The sequence below is a fragment of the Sphingomonas sp. GW821-FHT04B01 genome (assembly GCF_059420425.1).
On sequence record NZ_JBWKTR010000001.1, the window covers coordinates 881,146 to 905,268 of the forward strand.

25 protein-coding genes are annotated in these 24,123 nt (G+C 67.9%); 6 read left to right on the forward strand and 19 right to left on the reverse strand.

The genetic code is table 11. The features are described from left to right. Nucleotides 1–65: 65 nt before the first annotated feature. Nucleotides 66–1,166 (reverse strand): AI-2E family transporter, encoded by a 1,101-nt coding sequence (locus AC07UH_RS04270; RefSeq protein WP_137899070.1) that lies wholly within the window; start codon nucleotides 1,164–1,166, stop codon nucleotides 66–68. Nucleotides 1,167–1,409: 243 nt separating this feature from the next. Between AC07UH_RS04270 and AC07UH_RS04275 the strand changes: the two genes are divergently transcribed. Next, nucleotides 1,410–2,267: a 2,4-didehydro-3-deoxy-L-rhamnonate hydrolase gene (locus AC07UH_RS04275; RefSeq protein WP_495179249.1), complete on the forward strand. Its 858-nt coding sequence runs from the start codon at nucleotides 1,410–1,412 to the stop codon at nucleotides 2,265–2,267. Nucleotides 2,268–2,487: 220 nt separating this feature from the next. Here the strand turns inward: AC07UH_RS04275 and AC07UH_RS04280 are convergent, their stop codons facing one another. The 3 genes from AC07UH_RS04280 to AC07UH_RS04290 all read right to left on the reverse strand — a co-directional run bounded on the left by AC07UH_RS04280 (nucleotide 2,488) and on the right by AC07UH_RS04290 (nucleotide 4,499). Beyond that, a complete protein-coding gene (locus tag AC07UH_RS04280; RefSeq protein WP_495179248.1) occupies nucleotides 2,488–2,661 on the reverse strand; it encodes a hypothetical protein in 174 nt (57 codons plus the stop codon). 112 nt (nucleotides 2,662–2,773) lie between these two features. Continuing rightward, a complete protein-coding gene (locus tag AC07UH_RS04285) occupies nucleotides 2,774–3,757 on the reverse strand; it encodes a sensor histidine kinase (protein ID WP_495179247.1) in 984 nt (327 codons plus the stop codon). Next, nucleotides 3,744–4,499: a Crp/Fnr family transcriptional regulator gene (locus AC07UH_RS04290; protein ID WP_495179246.1), complete on the reverse strand. Its 756-nt coding sequence runs from the start codon at nucleotides 4,497–4,499 to the stop codon at nucleotides 3,744–3,746. The genes AC07UH_RS04285 and AC07UH_RS04290 overlap by 14 nt, the downstream gene beginning before the upstream one ends. Before the next feature lie 97 nt (nucleotides 4,500–4,596). Here AC07UH_RS04290 and AC07UH_RS04295 point away from each other — a divergent pair, with 97 nt between their 5' ends. Beyond that, nucleotides 4,597–5,001 carry a response regulator gene (locus AC07UH_RS04295; RefSeq protein WP_495179245.1) on the forward strand — a complete coding sequence of 135 codons (405 nt, stop codon included), beginning with the start codon at nucleotides 4,597–4,599 and terminating at the stop codon, nucleotides 4,999–5,001. Between the two features lie 402 nt (nucleotides 5,002–5,403). Here the strand turns inward: AC07UH_RS04295 and pnp are convergent, their stop codons facing one another. The 8 genes from pnp to AC07UH_RS04335 all read right to left on the reverse strand — a co-directional run bounded on the left by pnp (nucleotide 5,404) and on the right by AC07UH_RS04335 (nucleotide 14,937). Further along, on the reverse strand, nucleotides 5,404–7,791 hold the full coding sequence (pnp, locus tag AC07UH_RS04300; RefSeq protein WP_495179244.1) for a polyribonucleotide nucleotidyltransferase: 2,388 nt from the start codon (nucleotides 7,789–7,791) through the stop codon (nucleotides 5,404–5,406). A gap of 211 nt (nucleotides 7,792–8,002) precedes the next feature. After that, on the reverse strand, nucleotides 8,003–8,272 hold the full coding sequence (gene rpsO / locus AC07UH_RS04305; RefSeq protein WP_038663138.1) for a 30S ribosomal protein S15: 270 nt from the start codon (nucleotides 8,270–8,272) through the stop codon (nucleotides 8,003–8,005). Nucleotides 8,273–8,292: 20 nt separating this feature from the next. After that, the gene (gene truB, locus AC07UH_RS04310) at nucleotides 8,293–9,321 is read right to left on the reverse strand and encodes a tRNA pseudouridine(55) synthase TruB (RefSeq protein ID WP_495179243.1); all 1,029 of its coding nucleotides are present in this window, start codon (nucleotides 9,319–9,321) and stop codon (nucleotides 8,293–8,295) included. A gap of 10 nt (nucleotides 9,322–9,331) precedes the next feature. Continuing rightward, nucleotides 9,332–10,021, reverse strand: a complete 690-nt coding sequence (locus AC07UH_RS04315; RefSeq protein WP_495179242.1) for a site-2 protease family protein — start codon at nucleotides 10,019–10,021, stop codon at nucleotides 9,332–9,334. 207 nt (nucleotides 10,022–10,228) lie between these two features. Further along, nucleotides 10,229–10,837: a thymidine kinase gene (locus tag AC07UH_RS04320; protein ID WP_495179241.1), complete on the reverse strand. Its 609-nt coding sequence runs from the start codon at nucleotides 10,835–10,837 to the stop codon at nucleotides 10,229–10,231. Between the two features lie 13 nt (nucleotides 10,838–10,850). After that, complete coding sequence (gene rbfA, locus AC07UH_RS04325; RefSeq protein WP_495179240.1) at nucleotides 10,851–11,237, reverse strand: 30S ribosome-binding factor RbfA; 387 nt, start codon at nucleotides 11,235–11,237, stop codon at nucleotides 10,851–10,853. A gap of 119 nt (nucleotides 11,238–11,356) precedes the next feature. After that, nucleotides 11,357–14,206: a translation initiation factor IF-2 gene (gene infB, locus AC07UH_RS04330; protein WP_495179239.1), complete on the reverse strand. Its 2,850-nt coding sequence runs from the start codon at nucleotides 14,204–14,206 to the stop codon at nucleotides 11,357–11,359. Further along, nucleotides 14,203–14,937 (reverse strand): DUF448 domain-containing protein, encoded by a 735-nt coding sequence (locus AC07UH_RS04335; RefSeq protein WP_495179238.1) that lies wholly within the window; start codon nucleotides 14,935–14,937, stop codon nucleotides 14,203–14,205. Before AC07UH_RS04335 ends, infB begins: the two co-directional genes overlap by 4 nt. A 122-nt stretch (nucleotides 14,938–15,059) precedes the next feature. On the opposite strand from AC07UH_RS04335, the gene AC07UH_RS04340 reads away from it, so the two are divergent. Then, entirely contained in the window at nucleotides 15,060–15,341 is a 282-nt protein-coding gene (locus tag AC07UH_RS04340; RefSeq protein WP_495179237.1) for a GIY-YIG nuclease family protein, read from the forward strand. A gap of 178 nt (nucleotides 15,342–15,519) precedes the next feature. Here the strand turns inward: AC07UH_RS04340 and AC07UH_RS04345 are convergent, their stop codons facing one another. Genes AC07UH_RS04345 through rimP form a run of 3 tightly spaced genes read right to left on the reverse strand, consistent with a single transcriptional unit; the run spans nucleotide 15,520 to nucleotide 17,988 of the window. After that, the gene (locus AC07UH_RS04345; RefSeq protein WP_038663118.1) at nucleotides 15,520–15,759 is read right to left on the reverse strand and encodes a tautomerase family protein; all 240 of its coding nucleotides are present in this window, start codon (nucleotides 15,757–15,759) and stop codon (nucleotides 15,520–15,522) included. Further along, complete coding sequence (gene nusA / locus AC07UH_RS04350) at nucleotides 15,759–17,399, reverse strand: transcription termination factor NusA (protein WP_495179236.1); 1,641 nt, start codon at nucleotides 17,397–17,399, stop codon at nucleotides 15,759–15,761. Before nusA ends, AC07UH_RS04345 begins: the two co-directional genes overlap by 1 nt. A gap of 1 nt (nucleotide 17,400) precedes the next feature. Continuing rightward, nucleotides 17,401–17,988 carry a ribosome maturation protein RimP gene (gene rimP / locus AC07UH_RS04355; RefSeq protein WP_495179235.1) on the reverse strand — a complete coding sequence of 196 codons (588 nt, stop codon included), beginning with the start codon at nucleotides 17,986–17,988 and terminating at the stop codon, nucleotides 17,401–17,403. A gap of 163 nt (nucleotides 17,989–18,151) precedes the next feature. Here rimP and AC07UH_RS04360 point away from each other — a divergent pair, with 163 nt between their 5' ends. Further along, nucleotides 18,152–19,279, forward strand: a complete 1,128-nt coding sequence (locus AC07UH_RS04360; protein ID WP_495179234.1) for a PQQ-dependent sugar dehydrogenase — start codon at nucleotides 18,152–18,154, stop codon at nucleotides 19,277–19,279. Nucleotides 19,280–19,621: 342 nt separating this feature from the next. Next, nucleotides 19,622–20,440 (forward strand): shikimate 5-dehydrogenase, encoded by an 819-nt coding sequence (locus tag AC07UH_RS04365; RefSeq protein ID WP_495179233.1) that lies wholly within the window; start codon nucleotides 19,622–19,624, stop codon nucleotides 20,438–20,440. A 6-nt stretch (nucleotides 20,441–20,446) separates the two neighbouring features. On the opposite strand, the gene AC07UH_RS04370 is transcribed toward AC07UH_RS04365, so the two are convergent. Beyond that, nucleotides 20,447–20,842, reverse strand: a complete 396-nt coding sequence (locus tag AC07UH_RS04370; RefSeq protein WP_495179232.1) for a PaaI family thioesterase — start codon at nucleotides 20,840–20,842, stop codon at nucleotides 20,447–20,449. After that, entirely contained in the window at nucleotides 20,839–21,264 is a 426-nt protein-coding gene (locus AC07UH_RS04375) for a PaaI family thioesterase (RefSeq protein WP_052075633.1), read from the reverse strand. The genes AC07UH_RS04370 and AC07UH_RS04375 overlap by 4 nt, the downstream gene beginning before the upstream one ends. A 79-nt stretch (nucleotides 21,265–21,343) precedes the next feature. Between AC07UH_RS04375 and AC07UH_RS04380 the strand changes: the two genes are divergently transcribed. Continuing rightward, nucleotides 21,344–22,123 carry a crotonase/enoyl-CoA hydratase family protein gene (locus AC07UH_RS04380; RefSeq protein ID WP_495179231.1) on the forward strand — a complete coding sequence of 260 codons (780 nt, stop codon included), beginning with the start codon at nucleotides 21,344–21,346 and terminating at the stop codon, nucleotides 22,121–22,123. 131 nt (nucleotides 22,124–22,254) lie between these two features. Here AC07UH_RS04380 and AC07UH_RS04385 read toward each other — a convergent pair whose 3' ends face one another. Together AC07UH_RS04385 and AC07UH_RS04390 are read right to left on the reverse strand one after the other, a co-directional pair. Beyond that, complete coding sequence (locus AC07UH_RS04385) at nucleotides 22,255–22,521, reverse strand: hypothetical protein (protein WP_038663103.1); 267 nt, start codon at nucleotides 22,519–22,521, stop codon at nucleotides 22,255–22,257. A gap of 207 nt (nucleotides 22,522–22,728) precedes the next feature. Beyond that, nucleotides 22,729–24,105, reverse strand: a complete 1,377-nt coding sequence (locus AC07UH_RS04390) for a DEAD/DEAH box helicase (protein WP_495179230.1) — start codon at nucleotides 24,103–24,105, stop codon at nucleotides 22,729–22,731. Between the last annotated feature and the right edge of the window lie 18 nt (nucleotides 24,106–24,123).

Below are 24,123 nucleotides of genomic sequence, written 5' to 3' on the forward strand. Positions count from 1 at the left end.
CCAAAGAACATCTGAAGGCAAAAGGTTAATTAGGGTTTAATCCAGCGGCTGCCGGACCACATGGGTTAATCTTTTTTCACATCCTCGTCGGGGTCCGTCGGCGTAAGGTCTGGACCCAGCAAGGTTTGATGGCGGCTGCGCGGAATATCCTCGCCCAGAACCTCGCGCAGGTAGAGGCTGCGCACGAGCGTAAAGATGACCACGAGCAGCGCGGCGGAGAAGAACAGGCCGAAGATGCCGAAGATCACGCCGATGCCGATGATCGCGAAGACGGTGATCGCCGGCGGGATCGAGATGACGCGCGCCTGTACATAAGGGGTGATGAAGTTGGTCTGGATCAGCCGCACGAGCGCATAAGTGACGAGCGTGCCGATCAGCGGCCCGGTCCCCTGCGTCGCGGCGAGGCCCAGCGCCGGGATCATCGCCGCGGTCGGGCCGATATAGGGGATGAACTCCGACAGGCCGGCGAGCAGGCCGAGCGCCGCGGCGGAGGGCACGCCCGAAATCCACAGCCCGACGCCGACCAGCACGCCCATGCTGGTCATCAGGATCAGCGACGAGCGCAGCCACAGCCGCAACGTCGAGCCGACGTCGAACAGCGCATCCTCGATCGCCGGCCGCTTGCCGCGCGGGATCAGGAACAGGAAGCCGCGCTGGTAGATGCCGGGATCGGCGGCGAAGAAGGCGGCGCCGACGAGCAGCAGCAGGCTGTTGAGCAACAGTTCGCCGCCGCCCTGGACGAGCCCGCTGACGTCCTGCGCGGCCTGCGAGCCGGCATAGGCCTGTTGCACCGCGTCGACGATCTTGGCGCCGACCGGACTGCGCGACGCCCAGGCGGCGAGCTGGTCGAGCAGGCCGGGCAATTGCGTGACGAGCACGTTGACCTGTTCGCGGAACTGCACGCCGAACAGCCAGACGAGGAAGGCGACGATGCCGAAGGCGGTGGCGATGCCGAGGCCGAGCGACGCCTTCTCGGGCACGCGCAGGTGATCGCGATAGAGATCGGCGATCGCGTGGATCGCGATCGCGCCGAGCATCGAGCCGAAGGCGAGGATGAGCAGATTGCCCGCCTTGAACAAAGCCGCGGCGACCGCGGCGATGACGAGGATGTAGAGGATGCGGCGGATGAAGCGGGCGTCGTCCGCATCGGGGGCGAGACGGTTCACGCGCGCGCCCGGCCGGGAGATCGTACGCAGGCGGCGGTGGTCACGGACGTCTCTCCCGGCGCTGCGATTCGGCGCGCCGCAGGTGTAACGTATAATCGGCGAAACGGGTGCAGGACCTTCGTCGTCGCGGTCCTGCCTGCGTCGGTGGGGTTTCGCCGGCGCGGCGGCGGTTGTACGGAGCGGCGCAACATCGTGGCGTCCTTGCGTTTTCCGACGCCCTTCCTCTTACCGAAAGAGCTCCTCATGAAACTCTGCCGCTTCGGCCAGCCCGGCCAGGAACAGCCCGGCCTCGTCGACGATGCCGGTCGCATCCGCGACCTGTCGGGCGTGGTCGCCGACATCACCGTCGATGCGATCCCCGCGGTGCGCGCCGCGGACGTCGCGGCGCTGCCGGTGGTCGACGGGACGCCGCGCTACGGCGTGCCGGTCAAGGGCATCGGCAAGATCGTCGCGGTCGGTCTCAACTATCGCGATCATGCGATCGAATCGAACCTGCCGATCCCGACCGAGCCGATGATGTTCATGAAGGCGCTGTCCAGCCTGTCCGGCCCGAACGACGACGTCATGTTGCCCAAGGATTCGACGCACAGCGACTGGGAGGTCGAGCTGGGCGTGATCATCGGCAAGACCTGCCGCTACGTGTCCGAGGATGCGGCGCTCGACCATGTCGCCGGCTATGTGCTTGCCAACGACGTGTCTGAGCGGTTCAACCAGAAGCAGCGCGGCACGCAATGGTCGAAGGGCAAGGGCCACGACACCTTCTGCCCGGTCGGCCCGTGGCTGGTCACGCCCGACGAGATCGGCGACGTGCAGGCGCTCGCCATGCACCTCGACGTCAACGGCGCGCGGATGCAGACCGGCAATACCAGCACGATGATCTTCGATCTCAAGCAGCTGATCAGCTACGTCAGCGAATATGTCACCTTGCTGCCGGGCGACCTGCTGATCACCGGCACCCCGCCGGGCGTCGGCGAGGGCAAGAAGCCGCAATCGATCTACCTCAAGGCGGGCGACGTGATGGAGCTGGCGATCGACCGGCTCGGCACGCAGCGCCAGCAGGTCGTCGCGTGGCGCCATCCCGGCGACGCGGCACGCACCTGAACCGGCAAACGCCACATCGCTGGTGGCGCAACACAGTGCTCCTGCGAAAGCAGGAGCACTGTGCCAAGCAGAACACCGTCTCATGGTGCTCGGGACACCTGGACTCCTGCTTTCGCAGGAGCACCGGGGGCAGCTTTGCACGGGTCTCCGACCGATCCGGCGTGACGGGAATGGGAACACCGCACACCCGCCCGGACGGTCTCGTGCGACTATTCTGCGGTCACACGGGATCGGAACGGGTGTTGCCCTCGCCGGCGTCGGCGATCAGTTGCGCATAGCAGCGCGCGAGTTCGAGATGGACGCGGCGCCCGTCGGTATCGCGCGCGCGCTCGGCGAGCTGTCGTTCCTGACGTTCGCGGCGGACATAGAATTCGATATCGGCTGACATCTGCATGGCGCGCCTCCCGTTCGAAATCATTCCCCGCCGCTCTGGGTCTGCGCGGCAGGCAATTCATCTATAACGGTTTTTTCTCAATTTCGAATTCAATTGGATCAACCCGGCGACGCTATCCCACGCCGTCGAGCGGCAGCGCGATCGCGCATCGCATGCCGCGATCGGCGAAATCGAGCGTCACCGTTGCGTCGACCTCGTAACGCAGGCTGCGGGTGAGCAGTTCGAGCCCGAAGCCCTCGCCGACCGGCGCCATGACGCCGCCGGCGGGCAGATCCTCGTGCCACTGGATGTGGAGGTGGCGCCCGCCTTCGTCGTCGTCGCCGTCCGCGATCGACCAGCGGATGTCGAGGCGGCCGTCGTCGCGGCGCAGCGCGCCGTGCTGGACGGCATTGTCGGTCAGTTCGTGGAAGGCGATGCCGAGCTGATCGGCGAGCCGCGGCGGCAGCCGCACCTCGGGGCCGCCATAGCCGACGCGGCCGCCGACCTGATGCGCGAGCAGCGCGTCGGCAAGCAGCCCCTCCAGGTCGACACCCTGGTCGCCGGCGCGCATGATATGGCTCTGCGTCCGCGCGAAGGCGGCGAGACGGCCATCGAAATGGTTGCGATAGTCCTCCACCGTATCGCTATTCTCCGCGGTGCGCCGCGCGATCGAGCGGATGATCGCCATCGCGTTGCGGATGCGGTGGTGGAGCGCGGCGCGCAGCCGGCCTTCGCCGGCGAGTCGCTGGTGCAGGTCGGAAATGTCGATCGCGCTGCCGCGCCAATCGTCGGTGCCGTTGCCGGCGGGCATGCCCTGCACGCGCAGCCAGCGATAGTCGCCCGTCGCGACCGCGCGCACGCGCAGATCGGCGCTGAACAGCCTGGTCGTGCGCGCGCGATACCAGCCGGCGGTGAGCGCGGCATGATCGTCCGGATGAAGGCAGGCGAGCCAGCCGCTTCCGGCGCGCTCCGCCGCGCTTTGCCCGGTCAGCGACGACCAGGCGGCGGCGAAGGCGAGGCTGCCCCCCTCGGCGGCGGCGTGCCAGTCGATCGGGCCGCAGGCGGCGGGTGGGTCGGCAGCGGTGGCGACGATGGCGGGAGGATTACCCGTTGGCATCCAGATGCCGTCCTTCGTGATCGAGGTGGAGATAGGCCGGATTGAACATCGCGACATCGCACAGCCCGTCAAGATCGAGTGCCTCGAACTCGCGCCCCTTCCAGCGGATCAGGTTGCGCGAGCGCAGCTCCTGCACCATCCGGTTGACGTGGACCGGCGTCATCCCCGTCGCTTCGGCCAGGTCGGTCTGGGTCAGCGGGATCTCGCAGCGCGCGCCGTCGACCATGCCGACGACGCGCAGGCGAAAGATCAGCTCGCAAAAGAGGTGCGACAGCCGTTCCAGCGCATCGCGCTGACCCAGATTCACCGTCCATTCGCGCTGGATCGCCGCGCCGGTCAGCGCGTCCCACCACAAGGCCTGATTGACGCGCGGGCCGAGCGCCGCCAGCGCCTCGATCTGGTCGCGCGGGATCTCGACGTAGCGCACGGGGGTCAGCGCGCCGACCGAATGATCCATTTCGCGCAGGATATAGCCGTGCACGTCGCAGAGGTCGCCGGGCAGGTGGAAGGCGATGATCTGTCGCCGCCCGTCCTCCAGCGTCTTGTAGCGGAACGCCCAGCCATCGACGATTAGATTGACGCCGCGCGGACGATCGCCCTCGCGGATCAGGTCGCGGCGCTGGCGTACCGCGAGCGGCGGTCCCGCGCACGCCGTCTCGATCGCCGCGCGTTCGTCGTCGGCGAACACGACATAGTGCTGCAGCCGGGTGAGCAGGCGATTGGCGATTGGCGCAGGTGACATGGGGAAACTTGACAGCATTTGTCGCTTCTGCTCGCTTACCCATGTTAAAGCCGCCGGCGACTGATTCATTATCCCTTGTTTTACAGGGAGTAGCTCAATGACATCAGCAGCAGCATCACCGCTGGCCGGGCGATCCATCCTCATCGTCGAGGACGAATATCTGATCGCGGACGATCTGGCGCGCGATTTGCGCGCGGTCGGCGCGCAGGTGGTCGGCCCGGTCGCCTCGCTGCCGCAGGCGATGCGGCTGCTCGCCGAGGCCGAACCGCCCGACGTCGCGATCCTCGACATCAATCTGCGCGAGACGTTGGTCTATCCGCTGATCGACCATTTGCTCGCGGCCGAGGTACGCGTGCTGATTACCAGCGGCTATGACGCGGCGATCATCCCGGATTGCTATCGCACGCTGCCACGCTGCGACAAGCCGGTGTCGACCGGCCATCTCCGCGCCGCGGCGGAGCAAGTGTGGACCGGCGCCACGGTGTCGCCGCCGACGCCCTGACGGCGCATCCCGGACGGGGTTGCCGCCGAAATTCCTCCCCAGCTAGGGCAGGGCTATCGCATATGGCTGCGCTGATGAGGCTCGATCGGTTTCCTTATCGGATTCGTCACCCCGGACTCGTTCCGGGGTCCACCAGGCCGCAAGAGAACGGTGTCGAATCAAGCCTTTCTCCTCGCCGCAGGGTGGACCCCGGAACAAGTCCGGGGTGACGGGTTGGGCGTAGAAGACGACAGGCTCGCACGAGCGTCAATATGCGATTGGCCTGCCCTAGCGAGGGAGAATTTAATCGCTTGGCAATCGGCCCGGACGAATCCTTGGGGGCCCGCATGTCGCCGCATCCCTTCACGAAAAAGGGGTCCGGCATCGCTGCCGAACCCCTCTTGCTCACGTCGATCCGCAGGATCAGTCGCGCGTCTCGGTCAGGAAGGCCGGCGCGAACTCGGGCGCGGGGCCGTCGTCGTTGCCGCCGCCGTTGCGCGGGCCGCGATCGCCGCCCTCGCCGCGGGGACCACGGTCGCCACCGTCGCGACGCGGACCACGGCCACCGCCGTCACGTCCGCCGCCGTCGCGACGCGGGCCGCGGTCGCCACGGCCACCGCCGTCACGATCGCCGCCGCCGCTGCGCGGGCCGCGCGGACCACGGTCGCCGCCTTCGCGGGGCTCACGTGCCGGACGCGTGTCCTCCAGCTCGGCGCCGGTTTCCTGGTCGACGACGCGCATCGACAGGCGGACCTTGCCGCGCGGATCGATCTCAAGGACCTTGACCTTGACGGCCTGGCCTTCCGAGAGGACGTCCGAGACCTTTTCGACGCGCTCGTTCTTGATCTCCGAGACGTGGACGAGACCGTCCTTGCCGCCCATGAAGTTCACAAAGGCGCCGAAATCGACGAGGTTGACGACCTTGCCGTCATAGACCTTGCCGACTTCCGCTTCCTCGACGAGGCCCTTGATCCACTTGATCGCGGCGTCGATCTGCGCCGGATCGGACGAGGAAACCTTGATGACGCCCTCGTCGTCGATGTCGACCTTGGCGCCGGTCTGCGCGACGATCTCGCGGATCACCTTGCCGCCGGTGCCGATGACTTCGCGGATCTTCGACTTGTCGATCGAGAAGGTCTCGATGCGCGGCGCGTGCGCCGACAGCTCCGAGCGGGTCTCGCCCAGCGCCTTGGCCATTTCGCCGAGGATGTGCGCGCGGCCCTCATGCGCCTGTGCCAGCGCGACCTTCATGATCTCTTCGGTGATGCCGGCGATCTTGATGTCCATCTGCAGCGAGGTGATGCCCTCGCTGGTGCCGGCCACCTTGAAGTCCATGTCGCCGAGGTGATCCTCGTCGCCGAGGATGTCCGACAGGACGGCGAAGTCCTTGCCTTCGAGGATCAGGCCCATCGCGATGCCCGACACCGGGCGCTTCAGCGGCACGCCGGCATCCATCATCGACAGCGAACCGCCGCACACCGTCGCCATCGACGACGAGCCGTTGCTCTCCGTGATGTCGCTGGTGACGCGGATCGTGTAGGGGAATTCCTCCTTGGTCGGCAGCACCGGACGCAGCGCGCGCCACGCCAGCTTGCCGTGACCGACTTCACGACGACCCGGCGCACCGAAGCGGCCGACTTCACCGACCGAATAGGGCGGGAAGTTATAGTGGAGCATGAAATTCTGGTACGACAGGCCGCCGAGGCCGTCGATCATCTGCTCCGCGTCGCGGGTGCCGAGCGTGGTGGTCGCGATCGTCTGCGTCTCGCCACGCGTGAACAGCGCCGAACCGTGCGCGCGCGGCAGGAAGTGGACTTCCGCCTCGATCGGACGGACCGTCTTGGTGTCGCGGCCGTCGATGCGGCGGCCGGTCTTGAGGATCGCGGTGCGGACGATGTCCGCCTCCAGCTTCTTCACCAGCTTGAGGCTGGCGAGATAGGCCTGGGGATCGCTGTCCTTGAGGTCGGCCATGCCTTCACGTGCTTTCGCACGGGCTTCGTTGATCGCGGTCTGGCGCGCCTGCTTGTCGGTCAGCTTGTACGCCGCCTCGAGGTCCTTGCCGATCAGCTTCTTGAGCTTGGCCTTCACGCCGGCGCTGTCGTCCTGGACCTTGAGTTCCCAGGGCTCCTTGGCGGCCTGTTCGGCGAGCTTGATGATCGCGTCGATGACGTCCTGCGACGCGCGGTGCGCGAACATCACGGCGCCGAGCATGACGTCTTCCGACAGCTCGTTGGCTTCGGACTCGACCATCATCACCGCGTCGTGCGTCGCCGCGACCATCAGGTCGAGGTCGCCGGTGGCGACTTCGGCATCCGACGGGTTGAGCTGATACTCGCCGTCCTTGTAGCCGACGCGCGCCGCGCCGATCGGACCCATGAAGGGCACGCCCGACAGCGTCATCGCGGCCGAGGCGGCGATCATCGCCAGCAGATCGGGCTCATTCTCGCCGTCATAGCTGAGCACCTGCGCGATGCAGTTGATCTCGTTGTAGAAGCCCTCGGGGAACAGAGGGCGGATCGGACGATCGATCAGGCGGCTGACCAGCGTCTCACGCTCGGTGGCGCCGCGCTCGCGCTTGAAGAAGCCGCCGGGGATGCGGCCGCTGGCGGAGAACTTCTCCTGATAATGGACGGTCAGCGGGAAGAAATCCTGGCCTTCCTTCACCGACTTCGCCGCGGTGACGGCGCAGAGCACGACCGTCTCGCCGAGCGTCGCGATCACCGCGCCGTCGGCCTGGCGGGCGACCTTGCCCGTTTCGAGGGTCAGCGTCTGGCCGCCCCACTCGATCGATACCTTCTTGGCATTGAACATGTATTTTCCTTCACTCCCCGAGCCAGATGCTGCGGGGGGCCTGTCTCGCGGGCTAGCCGGCCCGCGTCGGTATGGAGCGTCTTGTCGCTCCCGTGGATCGGGGCCGAATTGCCCGTCTCCGCTACCCGGCTCATGCCGGTATTCGTGAATTCGTGATGTCCGCCTGTAGCACGGACATATGAAAAGGGCGACCCGAAGGCCGCCCTCATCGTTACTTGCGAAGGCCGAGCTTCGCGATCAGGTCGAGGTACCGCTGACCGTCGGTCTTGCGGAGATAGTCGAGCAGCGAGCGCCGCTTGTTGACCATCATCAGCAGCCCGCGGCGCGAATGGTTGTCCTTCTTGTGACCCTTGAAATGCTCGGTCAGGTTCTTGATGCGCTCCGAGAGGATCGCGACCTGGACTTCCGGCGAACCGGTGTCGCCTTCCTGGCGAGCATGTTCCTTGACGACTTCGGCCTTGCGCTCTGCGGTAATGGTCATGTGTCAGTCCTCGACATCGTTCAAAGGTTGAAGCCACGGACGACGCGGGCCTCTGCGGCCTCGACCTCTATCAGCGCGACCGGGATATCCCCGTCACACGCGAAATATTGGCCATCGTCCCTGGCGATCCCGCTCAGAACGCGCCCCTGGCGGAGCGCCCCTGCCTGTTCGGGCGTGAGGGATAGAGCCGGGATGTCGTCCAGCCCCGCCCTCAATGGCAGGATTACCTGTTCAAGGCTGCGCGCCATACCGGCTTCGGCCAATTTGTCCAGCGATATCGCGGGGGCGAGGTCGAACGGCCCCGCCTTGGTGCGGCGGAGCATCGTGACGTGACCGACCGTGCCGAGCGCCAGTGCGACGTCGCGCGCGAGGGAGCGGATATAGGTGCCCTTGGAGACGTGCGCGGTAAGGGTGATCTCCCCCAATTCCTCCCTCGCGTCAGCGGGGGAGGGGGACCGCCCGGCGCAGCCGGGTGGTGGAGGGGGCGTTTCCGCAAACGCGGAGGTCGCCGTATCCTCCCCCTCCGTCAGGCCTTCGGCCTGCCACCTCCCCCTTGCGGGGGAGGAATAGATGGTTTGCGGGGAGGAATATAGCGCGTGGATCGTCACCTGCCGCCCGGCCAGCACCACCTCTTCCCCGGCCCGCGCCAAGTCATACGCCCGCGCGCCATCGACCTTGAGCGCCGAATAGGCCGGCGGCACCTGCGTGATCGGCCCGGTGAAGCGCGGCAGCACCGCCGCGACCTGCGCCGCGGTCGGCCGCACGTCGGAGGTCGCGATCACCACCCCCTCCGCATCGAGCGTATCGGTCTGCTCGCCGAAGCGGATCGTGAAATCGTAGACCTTGTCGCTGTCGAGCATCCGCCCGGCGAGCTTGGTCGCCTCGCCCACCGCGACCGGCAGCACCCCGGTCGCCAGCGGATCGAGCGTGCCGCCATGGCCGACCTTGAACTTGCCGTAGCCGCCCTGCCGCAGCGCGCGCTTGACCGCGGAGACGACCTGCGTGCTGCCCAGCCCCAAGGGCTTGTCGATGATGATCCAACCGTGCATCGCGCCGCCGTTAGGCGATTGCGGTCGCCAAGGCCAGGAACCAGCCGATCACCGCTTGCGCCGGCGGCCCGACGATGCGCCCGACCAGATCGGCGCCGGGGAAGACCATCGGCAGCACGACGAGCACGAGGATCAGCAGCAGGAAGCCGAACCGCCCGATCTTGGCATATTGCGCGGCGAGCGGCCGTGGCAGCAGCCCCTCGACGACGTGGCCGCCATCGAAGGGCGGCATCGGCAACAGGTTGAAGATCGCGAGGAAGACGTTGACCAGCAGGAAGTTGACGAGATTGGCGAGCACGAAAGCGGCCATACCGACCGGCGCGGTGCCGCCCGCGGTCGCGCCGATGAAACCGATCGCGATCGCGGTCAGCGTCGCCAGCGCGAGGTTCATCCCCGGCCCGGCGAGCGCCACCGCGACCATCCCCCAGCGCGGGTTGCGCAGCCGCTGCGCGATCACCGGCACCGGCTTGGCCCAGCCGAACACCGGCGCGCCGGCGATGGCGAGGCCGAGCGGCAGGATCAATGTACCGACCGGATCGACGTGGCGGATCGGATTGAAGCTCAGCCGACGCTGTTCCTGCGCGGTCGGATCACCGAGCCATTTCGCCATCCAGCCATGCGCGACCTCGTGGAAGACGATCGCGATCACCAGCGGGATGATCCAGACGGCGGTGCGATAGACGATGTTCTCGGGGTTCATGCGCGCGATATGGCGTGGGGCAGGGCGGTCCGCCAGAGTGCAGCGGTTCTCCTCCCCCGCCGTCCGTGCTGAGTCTCAATGCCCTTCGACAGGCTCAGGGCAAACGGGGAGGGGTGGGCGCCTCGCTGAGATGCGGGGGCATAGCACCACATGCCGCGGTTCGCCTTCCCCACCGTTCGTGCTGAGCCTGTCGAAGCGCGGTGAGACTCAATGCTCGTCGACAGGCTCCGGGCAAACGGGAGGGGCGAGCGCTTCGCCGAAATGCCGGCGGCACAGCGCGACATAAAGGTCGTTGCCGCCGATCTCGGTCTGCGCGCCCTCGGCGATCGCACGACCTTGCGCATCGACGCGCAGGTTCATGATGGCCTTGCGCCCGCACACGCACACCGATTTGATCTCGATCAGCGCATCCGCGATCGCGAGCAGCCGCGCCGACCCCTCGAACAATCGCCCCTGGAAATCGGTGCGCAGTCCATAGGCAAGCACCGGCACGTTGAGCACGTCGCAGATCCGCGCCAATTGCGCGACCTGCCCGGCGGAGAGGAATTGCGCCTCGTCGACCAGCACGCAGGCGAGCGGCTCGCGCGCCTGCCGCTCGGCGACGCAGGCGGCGAGGTCGGTGGCCACATCGAACGGCGTCGCCGGCGCCTCGAGCCCGATCCGGCTGGTGATCGTCCCCGCCGCGAAGCGATCGTCCACCGCAGCGGTGAACAGCATCGTATTCATGCCCCGCTCGCGATAGTTGAAGTCGGCCTGCAACAGCGTCGTCGACTTGCCCGCATTCATCGATGCGTAGTAGAAATAGAGCTTGGCCACCGACTAAGCCCCGTCAATCCTCGCCCAGATCGCGCGCCACCTCGGGCTTGCGGAGCAGCGCGTCGATGTGGCTGCCCTCGTCGAAGCTCTCGTCGCTCAGGAACTTGAGCTTGGCGGCATATTTGGTCTGGACGCGATGCGCGACCTCGCGCTGCAGATAGGCGGTGTTGGTGCGCAGCGCCTTGAGCACCTGTTCCTCGTCCTTGCCGAGCAGCGGCTTCACGAACACCGTCGCGTGGCGCAGGTCGGAGGACATGCGGACCTCGGTGATCGAGACCATGTGCTTGGCCAGCGTCTCGTCGTGGACGTCGCCGCGCTGGAGGATCTCCGACAGCACGTGGCGGACCTGTTCGCCGATGCGCAGCGCGCGGACCGATTTATCCTGGGGATCTTTGTTCATGACGCCTTTTACCCCCCTCCCGGCGGGAGAGGGAGGGTGAGGGCAGGAGGCATGCCGCCTTCACCCGTCCGCCGCCTGCGGCAGCGCCCTCCCTCTCCCGGATGGGAGAGGGACATGGTTTAGAGGGTGCGTTCGCGCATCTCGACTTCGAACGTCTCGAGGAAGTCGCCGGGCTTGATGTCGACGAAATTCTGCGTGAACGTCACACCGCATTCCAGACCGGCGCGCACTTCGGCGACATCGTCCTTGAAGCGGCGCAGCGACGCGATCTCACCCTGATAGATGATGACGTCGTTGCGCGTGATGCGCGCCTTGAGCGCCTTGCGGATGACGCCGTCGACCACGAGCAGGCCGGCCGCCTTGCCGTGCTTGCCCGCCGAGAAGACGTCGCGGATCTCCGCCCGGCCGACCACGGTCTCGAACGCTTCCGGCCCGAGCTCGCCCGCCATGCCGGCGCGGATCTCGTCGATCAGGTCGTAGATGACGTCATAGTACTTCAACGCCACCTTCTGCCGGTCGGCGATCTCGCGGGCCTTGGCATTGGCGCGGACGTTGAAGCCGATGATCGGAGCGCCCGAGGCCCCGGCCAGCGTCACGTCGCTCTCGGTGATGCCACCGACGCCCGAGTGCAGCACCCGCGCCTTGATGAGATCGGTCGAGATCTTGTTGATCGACGCGACGATCGCCTCGACCGTCCCCTGGGTGTCGGCCTTGACCACCAGCGGATATTCGATCGCGGCATTGGCCTTGAGCGCCGAGAACATGCTCTCGAGGCTCGCCGGCGCCGTCGTGGTGCGCTTCTGCGTCAGCACGCTCTGGCGATATTCGGCGACCTCGCGGGCACGTGCCTCGCTCTCGACGACCTGCAACGGATCGCCCGCCGAGGGAACGCCGGTCATGCCGAGCACCTCGACCGGCATCGCCGGGCCGGCTTCCTTCACCTGACGGCCCTTGTCGTCGATCAGCGCACGGACCTTGCCGCTCTCCGCGCCGATGACGAAGACGTCGCCGACCTTCAGCGTGCCGCGGTTGACGAGGATCGTCGCCACGGGGCCACGGCCCTTGTCGAGCTTCGCCTCGATCACCGTACCCTCGGCGGCGCGATCCGGATTGGCGCGCAGTTCGAGCAGTTCGGCCTGGAGCTGGATCTTCTCGATCAGCGTGTCGAGCCCGGTCTTCTTGAGCGCGGAGACCTCGACGTCCTGGACGTCGCCGCCCATTTCCTCGACCACCACCTCATGCTCGAGCAGACGCTCGCGCACGCGCTGGGCATTCGCCTCATATTTGTCGATCTTGTTGATCGCCACGATCATCGGCACGCCGGCCGCCTTGGTGTGGTTGATCGCCTCGATCGTCTGCGGCATCAGCCCGTCGTCGGCCGCGACCACCAGCACCACGATGTCGGTGACGTCGGCGCCGCGGGCACGCATCTGCGTGAACGCCTCGTGGCCCGGCGTATCGAGGAACGTGACCTTCGACTTGTCCTTCAGCGTGACCTGATAGGCGCCGATATGCTGCGTGATGCCGCCTGCCTCGCCGCGCACCACGTCGGTGCCGCGCAGCGCGTCGAGCAGGCTCGTCTTGCCGTGGTCGACGTGACCCATGATCGTCACCACCGGCGGACGCGGCTTGAGCGACTCGGTCGAATCCTCGCCGGTGTCGAGCGCCAGGTCGATGTCGCTGTCGCTGACGCGGACGATGTTGTGGCCGAATTCGGTCACCAGCAGCTCGGCGGTGTCCTGATCGATCGTCTGCGTCATCGTGACGGGCATGCCCATCTTGAACAACGTCTTGACCAGATCTGCGCCCTTTTCCGCCATACGGTTGGCGAGTTCCTGGACGGTGATCGCCTCGGGAACCTGGACGTCGCGGATCTGCTTGGCCTGCTGTTCGCGCGGGCCGCCGAAGTGACGCTTTTCCTTTTCACGCGCACGCTTGAGCGCGGCGAGGCTGCGCGAGCGCGCACCATCGTCGCCGAGCGCACGGTTGACGGTCAGCTTGCCGCCGCGACGCTCGTCGCCCTTGCGGTCGCGCTGCGTCGGCCGGCTCGGCGGTGCGTTGCGCGGCGTCGCCTGACCCGAAGGCAGGTTGCGCGACGCAGCGCCGCCGGCGCCACCGGCAGTGCCCGTCGCGGTCGTCGCGGCAGCAGCCGGCGCGGCCGCAGGGGCCGGTGCAGGCTTGGGCTGCGGCTTGGGAATTTCCGGGCGGGCGACCGGCGAGAACCGACGCGGTGCGGGCAGCGACGGATCGCGGCCGAAACCGACGATCGGTGCGGGCGCCGGGGCCGGCGCGGGGGCCGGTGCCGGAGCGGGCGCAGCGGCCTCGACCGGCGCAGGTGCAGGGGCCGGAGTGGGCGCCGGCGCCGGCGTCGGTGCGGCGACAGGCGCGGGCGCCTCGACCGGTGCCGGCGGCACGACGCGCTCGACCGGGCGAAAGCCACGGCCGGCGGGGGTCGGTACGACGGGTGCGGCGACCTGCGGTGCAGCCGGAACGGGTGCCGGTGCGGCGACCGGTTCCGGCGTCGGCTCGGGAGCGGGCGTCGGTGCCGGAGCGGCAGCGGCGGCGGCCTTTTCGGCGGCGCGGGCGCGCTCGTCCTCGGCAGCCTGCGCACGCGCGGCTTCCTCGCGACGGCGCGCGTCCTCCAGCGCGTGCATGCGCTGGTCCTCGGCCTCGCGCAGCATGCGCGCCTGACGCTCCTGCGGCGTCTCATTCGACGGCGCCGGGCGTGGAGCAGGGGCGGGGGCGGGCGCCGGAGCAGGCGCGGCGACGGGCGCCTCGACCTGCGGTTCGGGCGCGGCCTGCGCCTCGCCCGGACGGCCGAGAACGCGCCGCTTCTTCGTCTCCACGATCACCGTATTGGACCGGCCGTGGCTGAAGCTTTGCTTCACCTGGCCGGTCTCGACCGTGCGCTTCAGCCCCAAAGGCGCGCGCATGCCAAGTTTCGGCTTATCGTTGTCGGTGTCGCTCACTCAAATTCCTCGTTCACGTCTACGGCCGGTCGCAGCCCGTCGGATACATCCCCCGGAAATACAGGGGGAAGTCCGGGCGCCGATGCGCCTTGCGAGGCCGTTTCGCAAGGCACGGGAGGGGTTTCAGGTCCGATAAAATGCAGCCAGCGGTCGAGCGCATCGCTCACCCGCGCGGCGGCAGCGCGGTCGGTCAGGCCGATGTGTACCACATTCTCGCGGCCCAGCGCCAACGACAATATGGGGCGGGGCATCGGCAAAACCAAGCCCCTCAGCGTCGATCCCTCGCGGTCCGAGCCGATCCGCCACGCCTGGTCGAGCTTGCGGTTGCCGTCGGTGCCGGCATCCGCCGCATGATAGAGCGCATGGAGCTGCCCCGCGCGCGCCGCCGCCTCGATCTTCTCCGAGCCGGTCAGCAGCGTGCCCGAGCGCGATTCGAGCCCGAGCCGGTCGAGCGCGTTGCGTTCGAGTGCGGCGGCGATCCGTGCGGGCAGATCGTCGGGGATGACCAGCTCGGCGCCCTTGAAGGCACGCGCGAGCGCGCCGCGCAGCTTCTTCTTGGCGATCGCCTCTTCGAGGTCGGCGCGGGTGACGCCGATCCACGCCCCGCGGCCGGGCGCCTTGGCGCGTACGTCGGGCAGCACCTGCCCGTCGGGCGCGATCGCCAGCCGAATGAGATTGTCGCGTTCGTCGCGATCCTGCGTCAGGATGCACTTGCGGACGGGATCGCTCATGCGCCGCCTCCCGCGGTGGCGTTCGAGACGGTAGCCACACCCACCCCGTCACCCCGGACTTGTTCCGGGGACCACCGGGCGGCAAGCTCATCGCCATGAGGGACCGGCAACCCTGCGTCTACATGCTGGCCAGCGGCTTCAACGGCACGCTTTATACCGGCGTGACGTCGAACCTCGTCGGTCGCATCATGCAACACCGAGACGGCACGTACGAAGGCTTTACCAGTCGCTACGGCATCGTGCGGTTGGTGTGGTTCGAGACCGCCGCAACCATGGCCGACGCGATCGCCAGCGAGAAACGCATCAAGGCGTGGCGGCGCGACTGGAAGAAGAACCTGATCGAGCGCGACAATCCGGACTGGGACGATCTGGCGGTCGCCCTCGGGCTGCCGCCGCTGGACTGATCCCGGCCGTTCTCCCCGCCGCGGGGTGGACCCCGGAACAAGTCCGGGGTGACGGATATGGTGGGGCGAGGACAGTGCTGCACACGAACCGGTGCGAGAAAGACGCACAGGCGCACGCGTCCCCGCGGTCACCCGCGAATCGCGTCGCCCGTCGCGAACCTGCTGGAGCCCTAGCGCCTCATTGTGAGGGAACCGCATGCGCGTCCTCCCTCGATGGCGCGGCAGGGGCGGCGTCGCGGTCGGCGATCAGCTGGCCGCCAGCGCCGTAATTCTCCGTCGAAACCTCCTCGATCACGACCTGCACCGCGGCCGGGTTCTTGCCCAGCCGCGTGACCAGCGAGGTCGTCACGTCGGCGACGATCCCCGCTTTCTGCTCGCGGGTCGCGCTGCCCGCCAGTCGGATCGAGACGAACGGCATCAGCCTTCCTCCGCCTCGCTCTTCGCGTCCTCGCCCGCTTCGGCCGTCTCGGTCGCGGCCGGAGCCTCGTCCTCGGCGAACCAATGCTGGCGCGCGGCCATGATGATCTCATTGCCCTGTTCGTCGCTCAGGCCATATTCGGCGAGGATGCCGCCCTTCGGCTCGGGGCGCTTGGGCGCGTCCTCGTTGCGGCGGCGCGGTTCGACGCGCTTCTTCTCGACCAATTCGTCGGTGGCGAGATCGGCGAGATCGTCGAGCGTCTTGATCCCCGCCTTGCCGAGCGTGACCAGCATCGCTTCGGTCAGATACGGCATGTCGATCAGCGCGTCCTCGACGCCGAGCGCGGCGCGCTCCTCGCGATTGGCGGCCTCGCGACGGTCGAGCGCTTCCTGCGCGCGGCTCTGCAGCTCCTGGCCGAGGTCCTCGTCGAAGCCCTCGATGCCGGCGATCTCGTCGAGCTCGACATAGGCGACCTCTTCCAGCGCGCCGAAGCCCTCGGCCACCAGCAGCTGCGCCAGCGTCTCGTCGACGTCCAGTTCGTTCTGGAACATCTCGGTCCGCTCGGTGAACTCCTTCTGGCGCTTCTCGCTGGCATCCTGCTCGGTGAGGATGTCGATCGCCTTGCCGGTCAGCTGGCTGGCGAGGCGGACGTTCTGGCCGCGGCGGCCGATCGCGAGGCTGAGCTGGTCGTCGGGGACGACGACCTCGATCCGCTCCTCTTCCTCGTCGATCACAACGCGGCTCACCGAAGCGGGCTGCAACGCGTTGACGACGAAGGTGGCGATATCGGGCGACCAGGGGATGATGTCGATCTTCTCGCCCTGCATCTCCTGCACCACCGCCTGGACGCGGCTGCCCTTCATGCCGACGCAGGCGCCGACCGGATCGATGCTGCTGTCGCGGCTGATGACGCCGATCTTGGCGCGGCTGCCCGGGTCGCGTGCGGCGGCCTGGATGGTGATGATGCCGTCGTAGATCTCGGGCACTTCCTGCGCGAACAGCTTCTTCATGAAATCGGGGTGTGCGCGGCTGAGGAAGATCTGCGGCCCGCGATTCTCGCGACGGACGTTGAGGATCAGCGAGCGGATACGGTCGTTGACGCGCACCACTTCGCGCGGGATCTGCTGGTCGCGGCGGATGACGCCCTCGGCACGGCCGAGGTCGACGACGACATGGCCGAACTCGACGCGCTTGACGACGCCGGTGATGATCTCGCCCTGGCGATCCTTGAACTCTTCATACTGGCGCTCGCGCTCGGCGTCGCGGACCTTCTGGAAGATGATCTGCTTCGAGGCCTGCGCCTGGATGCGGCCGAATTCGATCGGCGGCAGCGGATCGACGATATAGTCGCCGACGACCGCGCCCTTCTGGAGCTTCTGCGCCTGCGTGACGTCGACCTGCTTGAAATAATCGTCGACCGCCTCGACCACCTCGACGACGCGCCACAGGCGCAGGTCGCCCGTGTTCGGGTCGAGCTTGGCGCGGATGTCGTTCTCGATGCCGTAGCGGGTCTTGGCGGCGCGCTGGATCGCTTCCTCGAGCGCCTCGATGACGATGCTCTTGTCGATCATCTTCTCGGTGGCGACCGAGTTGGCGATCGCGATCAGTTCCGCGCGGTTGGCGGTGGCGACGGTGGCCATCTTACTTCTGTCCTTCGCTAAGGGCATGATTGTCGTTGGAGTCGGTGTCGTCGGACACCTCTTCGAATTCGTCGGCGCCGTCGCTCGACAGCGGAGCCGTAGCCGCGAGCAGACGGTCGGTGATCGTCAGCTTGGCGTCGTGGATCTGGTCGAGCGCGACCGTCATCGGCTGATAGCCGCGCACGTCGATCGCCACCTTGTCGCCGTCGATGCCGACGAGGTCGCCGGTCAGGATCTTGCGATTGTCGATCTTGTCGATCAGCGTGATCTTCGCCTCGTGACCCGCCCAATTGGTATAATCCTGCGGCCGGGTGAGCGGCCGGTCGATGCCGGGCGACGACACTTCGAGGCGATAGGCGTCTTCGATCGGGTCCTTGCCCTCGGCTTCCAGCGCATCGAGCACGTCCGAGATGCGGCGCGACAGATCGGCGCAATCGTCGATCGTCAGCTGGCCGGTCTCGGGGCGCTCGGCCATCACCTGCAACGTGGGGTCGGACTTGCTGCCGAACATCTTCACGCGCACGAGGTCGAAACCCAGCGCGCGGGCTTCCGGTTCGATCAATTGCGTGAGGTGGGCGATGTCCGCCATGCAGGCTCCAGATATGCGTGTCCGCCGCCGCGGAGGGGGTCCCCCGCAGCCTCTTTCACCTGACGATGTAAGAGAAGGCAGGCGTCATATACGCTTACCGCCGCATGGAAACAAGCATCCTCGTCGACCATCGTGCGTATAAGACGGCAACCGGGAGAATATCATGCGTCTTGCTCTATTTGCTGCCTTACCGATCGCCCTCATCGCCTGTTCGGGGAACGCCCCCGCCACCAAGGGGAGCCCGCAGGCGGGCGAGACGCCGCCTTCGGCCAAGCCGTTCCGCGAGACGATCGTCGCCGATTTCGTCTCGCCCTGGGCGCTCGCCTTCCTGCCCGACGACCGGATCGTGGTGACCGAGAAGGCGGGGCAGATGATCCTGCTGTCGCCCGACGGCAAACGCCGCCAGACGATCGCGACGCTTCCCGTCGACACGGCGGGGCAGGGCGGGCTGATGGACGTCGTTCCCGCCCCCGATTTCGCGACCAGCAAGCGGATCTATTTCAGCTATTCGACCAAGGGCGTGGTGCTGGCGCGCGGCCGGCTGCGCGACGACGGCCGCGGCGGCGACCGGCTCGGCGAGATCGAGGCGCTGTTCCAGGCGCGGCCGTTCGTCGAGGGCGACGGCCATTATTCGGGGCGCATCGCCTTTTCGCCCGACGGCCAGTCGCTGTTCTTCACCAATGGCGAGCGGCAGAAGTTCACGCCGGCGCAGGACCCGCAGGCGACGCTCGGCAAGGTGCTGCGGCTGACGCTCGACGGCAAGCCGGCGCCGGGCAATCCGCTCGCCGCCAAGGGCTTCGCGCCCGAGGTGTGGAGCTATGGCCACCGCAATTTGCTCGGGCTCGCCTTCGACGGCGAGGGGCGTTTGTGGGAGCAGGAGATGGGGCCGAAGGGCGGCGACGAGGTCAACCTCATCATGCCCGGCCGCAATTATGGCTGGCCGAACGCGTCGAACGGCAGCCATTACGACGGTCGCGACATTCCCGATCACGCGCCGGGCGACGGCTACGAACCGCCCAAGGTGTGGTGGAATCCGGTGATCTCACCGGGCGGGCTGATGATCTATTCGGGCAAGATGTTCCCGCAATGGCAGGGCGATGCCTTCATCGGCGGCCTGTCGTCGCAGTCGTTGGTCCGCGTCGACCTCGACGGGCAGAATGCGAGGAAGGGCGATCAATGGCCGATGGGCGCGCGCATCCGCGACGTCGATCAGGGGCCGGACGGCGCGATCTGGCTGATCGAGGACGGCGGCAAGTCGCAGGGGCGGTTGATCCGGCTGACGGCGAAATAGCCTCATTCCTCCCCGGCACGGGGAGGTGGCCGCGCGTAGCGCGGACGGAGGGGGGCTTCCCCAATCGGTTGCGCTGGTGGAAAGCCCCCTCCACCATGCCGCTGCGCGGCACGATCCCCCTCCCACTGCGGGCAGGGCAATCGCATTCAGATTCGGAGTGCTGCGACGGCATTTATATTCCCGTCATGCCGGACTTGATCCGGCATCCCGCTTGCCTCGCCGAAGAAGCGGGACCCCGGCGCAAGGCCGGGGTGACGGAGTGGCTTTGAGACTCGCCCGGGTCATACAGATGGCCATATGCGATAGCCTTCCCCCTGCGGGGCAGGATTTTGAGGAACGACCATGACCAAACCCCTGATCGGCCGTGATACGCGGCTGTGCATGTCGCTGTCGGCGCGGCCGAGCAATTTCGGGACGCGCTTCCACAACCGGCTCTACGAGCTGCTCGGGCTCGACTATGTCTACAAGGCGTTCACCACCACCGATCTGCCCGCGGCGATCGGCGGCATCCGCGCGCTCGGCATCCGCGGCTGCGCGATCTCGATGCCGTTCAAGGAGGCGGTGATCCCGCTGCTCGACGGGCTCGAAGGCTCGGCGGCGGCGATCGACAGCGTCAACACGATCGTCAACGACGATGGCCGGCTGACCGGCCACAACACCGATTATTCGGCGGTGCGCACGCTGGTCGAACAGGCCGGCGTGGCGGCGGGCACGACCGCGATGCTGCGCGGCTCGGGCGGCATGGGCAAGGCAGTGGCGACCGCGCTGCGCGACGCCGGCCTGACCCGCGGCACGATCGTCGCGCGCAACGCGCGGTCCGGTCGCGCGCTGGCCGATTCGGTCGGCTGGGAGTGGGCGGCGGAGGTGGACGGTCGCACCGCCGGCCTGATCGCCAACGTCACGCCGCTCGGCATGGAAGGGCCGGACGCGGACGCGCTGGCGTTCGACCGCGAGACGATCGCCGCGGCGGAGCTGGTGCTCGACGCGGTGGCGCTGCCACCCGATACGCCGCTGCTCCGCGCCGCACGCGACGCCGGCAAGCCGGTGATCACCGGCGCCGCGATCGGCACGCTACAGGCGCTGGAGCAATTCGTGCTCTATACCGGCGTCACGCCGACGCCCGAGCAGGTCGCCGAGGCGGAGCGGGTGGCGCGATCCTGAAGCTTATCAATCCCGCACGATCAGATAGTTCATCCGCGCGCTGGCGATCGGTTTGGCACGGTCGTCCTGCCACGCCACCGCCTCGACGTTGGCGATGCGCGTGCCGAGCCGCGTCACGATCCCCTCGGCGTGCGTCGGCTTGTCGCGGCCGCCGCGCATGAAGTCGACGGTGACGTTGACCGGCTTGATCCGGCCGCCGCCTTCCTCGGCGAGCGCATGCCGCAGCGAGACGATCGCCGCCACTTCGAGCAGCCCCGCGATCGCGCCGCCGTGCAGGAAGCCGGGGCGTCCGAGCACCGCATCGCGGAACGGCAGCAGCAGCGTCGGCGCCGCGCCGTCGCGCGAGGTCAGCGAGATGCCGAGCAGCTCGGCATAAGGCGGCAGGCCGGACGGCGGCGTCATGCGTTGGCATCCATCAGCATGAATGTGCCCGCGACATGCGCGAGCGGATCGTCGGGGGTATCGTCATAGGCGATGCCGCGCACGAAGGCGATCGAGCGGGTCAGGCGCAGGCATTCGCCGCGGCCGATCACCGTCCGCCCCGGCACCGCCGGCCGCAGATAGTCGACGCGCAGGTCGAGCGTCGCCTGGGGAGCGAATTTGTCGCGTTCCACCCACACCGCGATGCTCGTCGCCATGTCCATCAGCGCGATGATCGGCCCCGAGGCGAGCACGCCGCTGTCGGGATCGCCGACCAGCGCGTCGGTATAGGGCAAGGCCAGCTCGACCCAGCCGTCGCCACGGCCATGGTAGACGATGCCCAGCGCCCCGGCATGGCCGCCGAACCGGTGCGCCATGAAGGCGTCGATGTTGAAGCCGCTCATGGCTTTGTCTCTACACGCCATCGGCGGTAGCGCAACGCACGGGGTGGCGGTAGCGTGGCGGGCCACGGGAGAGAGAGCCATGAACGACCGCGTCACCCTCAGCGTCACCGACGGGATCGCCGACGTCCGGCTCGCGCGGGCGGACAAGATGAATGCGATCGACCCGGCGATGTTCACCGCGATCGGCGCGACGATCGACGCGCTCGCCGGGCGGCGCGACGTGCGTTGCGTCGTCCTGTCGGGCGAGGGCAGGGGCTTTTGCGCCGGCCTCGACATGGCGAGCATGGCGCAGGGCGGCTCGGGCATGTCGACGACACGCAATGCGCAGGGCGCGATCCCGCCGCAGCACGTCACCTGGGGCTGGCGGCAATTGCCGATGCCGGTGATCGCCGCGGTGCACGGCGTCGCCTTCGGCGGCGGTTTCCAGATCATGTCGGGGGCCGATATCCGCATCGCCGCGCCGGATACGCGCTTCGCGATCCGCGAGACGCATTGGGGACTGGTGCCCGATATGGCCGGCTTTCCGATCTGGCGCGGGCTGGTGCGCGACGACGTGCTGCGCGAGCTCGTCTATACCGCGCGCGAGTTCGATGCGGCGGAGGCGCTGGCGCATGGCTTCGTGACGCGGCTGGCGGCGGATCCGCTCGCCGAGGCGCTGGCGCTGGCGCGGACGATCGCGGCGCGCAGTCCGCACGCGATCCGCGGCGCGAAGCGGCTGCTCAACATGGCGCATGACGCCGACCCGCGCGACATGCTGGTCGCCGAGACCGAAGAGCAGATGAAGGTGATCGGCAAGCCGAACATGATGGAGGCGGTCGCCGCCAATATGGCGAAACGCGCAGCCGTGTTCGAGGATTGATCGCGGCCGTCCCGCCCTCGCCCTCACCCTGCGGCGCTACGCGCCTTTTCCCTCTCCCGCCGGGAGAGGGAAGAGCCGGCGCAGCCGACGATAGGGTGAGGGCGGGGGCGGAACGTTCGCTAACGTCCCGCTTAGAGGACCACGGTCTCCGGCTTCGACTCCTCGATCGCGGCGAGCACCATCCGCTCCCACACCGCCGGATCGCCAGCCGCCGCCATCTTGCGGTCCGGCTCACGCAGCGTTCGCAGCACCGCGCGCGCATCCGCCAGATAGTCGCGCCACGCCAGATCGACCTGTTCGCCAGCGCTCTCGGCGTCGCCGCCGGCGTTGGCGCTGATCCGTTGCCCGGCGAGCACGCGGGCGATCCGTTCGGGCAGCGGGGTGGTCGATACGTCCATGGCATCATCTCCTCTGCTGGAAGAATGCCTCATATCGCAGCGGGTTGCCATGGATACGCAACGGCCCCGCAGGATCGCTCCCGCGGGGCCGGTGGATATCAGCGAACTCCGATACCGTTCGCCCTGAGCCCGTCGAAGGGCAGATGGGTCTCATCCGGGCTTCGACAAGCTCAGCACGAACGGGGGAAGGGAGATCGATCGCGCGCCTTAACGCGCCGCGCCCGAGCCCTGACCGCGACCACCGCCGCCACCCGAACGGCCGCCGCGACCGCCGCCGCCGCCGCCGCTACGCTGGCCCCCACGGCTGGCGTTGGCATAGTTGCGCGTCGCGGTCGGCGCATGCGTGGCGCGCGGACGTGCCGGCTGGCGCTGGCCGCGCGGCAGGTCGGCGCGCGGCGCCGGATCGGCACCGATCGCCTTGACGCGGGTCGCCTTGATCTCGTTCGACAGGCCGGTGAAATTGTCCGGCAGCGGCCGCACCGCGACCTTCTGGCGGGTCAGCTTCTCGATGTCCTTGAGGTACGGACGCTCGTCATCGGCGCAGAAAGCGACGGCGATGCCGCTCGCGCCGGCGCGCGCGGTACGGCCGATGCGGTGGACGTACTGTTCCGCCACGTTGGGCAGTTCGAAGTTGATGACGTGGCTGACGCCCGAGACGTCGATGCCGCGCGCCGCGATATCGGTCGCGACCAGCACCTTGGTCTTGCCGTCCTTGAACTCGCCGAGCGCGCGCTCGCGCTGGCCCTGGCTCTTGTTGCCGTGGATCGCGTTCGCCGCGATGCCGTTGCCGGCGAGCAGCTTCACGACGCGGTCGGCCCCGTGCTTGGTACGGGTGAAGACGAGCGCGCGGTTGATCGTCGGGTCCTGCAGCACGATCGTCAGCAGCGCCTGCTTCTCCGCCTGGTTGACGAAGGTGACATACTGGTCGACGCGCTCCGCGGTGGTCGAGGCGGGGACGACCGACACCGTCTTCGGCTCGTGCAGGAACTGGTTGGCGAGCTCGCGGATCGCCACCGGCATCGTCGCCGAGAAGAACAGCGTCTGGCGCTTGCGCGGGATCATCCGCACGATCTTCTTGAGCGCGTGGATGAAGCCGAGGTCCATCATCTGGTCGGCTTCGTCGAGGACGAGGATCTCGATCATCGACAGGTTGCACATGCCCTGCTCGACGAGGTCGATCAGCCGGCCCGGCGTCGCGACGAGGATGTCGACGCCGCGGCTGAGGTCCTGGCGGTTCTTGTTGATGCTGGTGCCGCCGAACACGGTCGCGACCGACAGCTTGCTGAACTGGCCGTAACCGCGCGCATTGTCGGCGATCTGGCTGGCGAGTTCGCGCGTCGGGGCGAGGACGAGCATGCGGCAATGCGTCGGCAGCACGCGCTTCTGGTTCTCGGTGAGGCGCTGGATCGACGGCAGCACGAACGCGGCGGTCTTGCCGGTGCCGGTCTGCGCGATGCCGAGCAGGTCGCCGCCTTCGAGCAGGATCGGGATCGACTGCGCCTGGATCGGGGTCGGGGTGGTATAGCCTTTGGCTTCGAGCGCGCGGACGAGCGGCTCGGCGAGGCCGAGGGTTGCGAATGACATGGAAACGTAGCCTTCAAA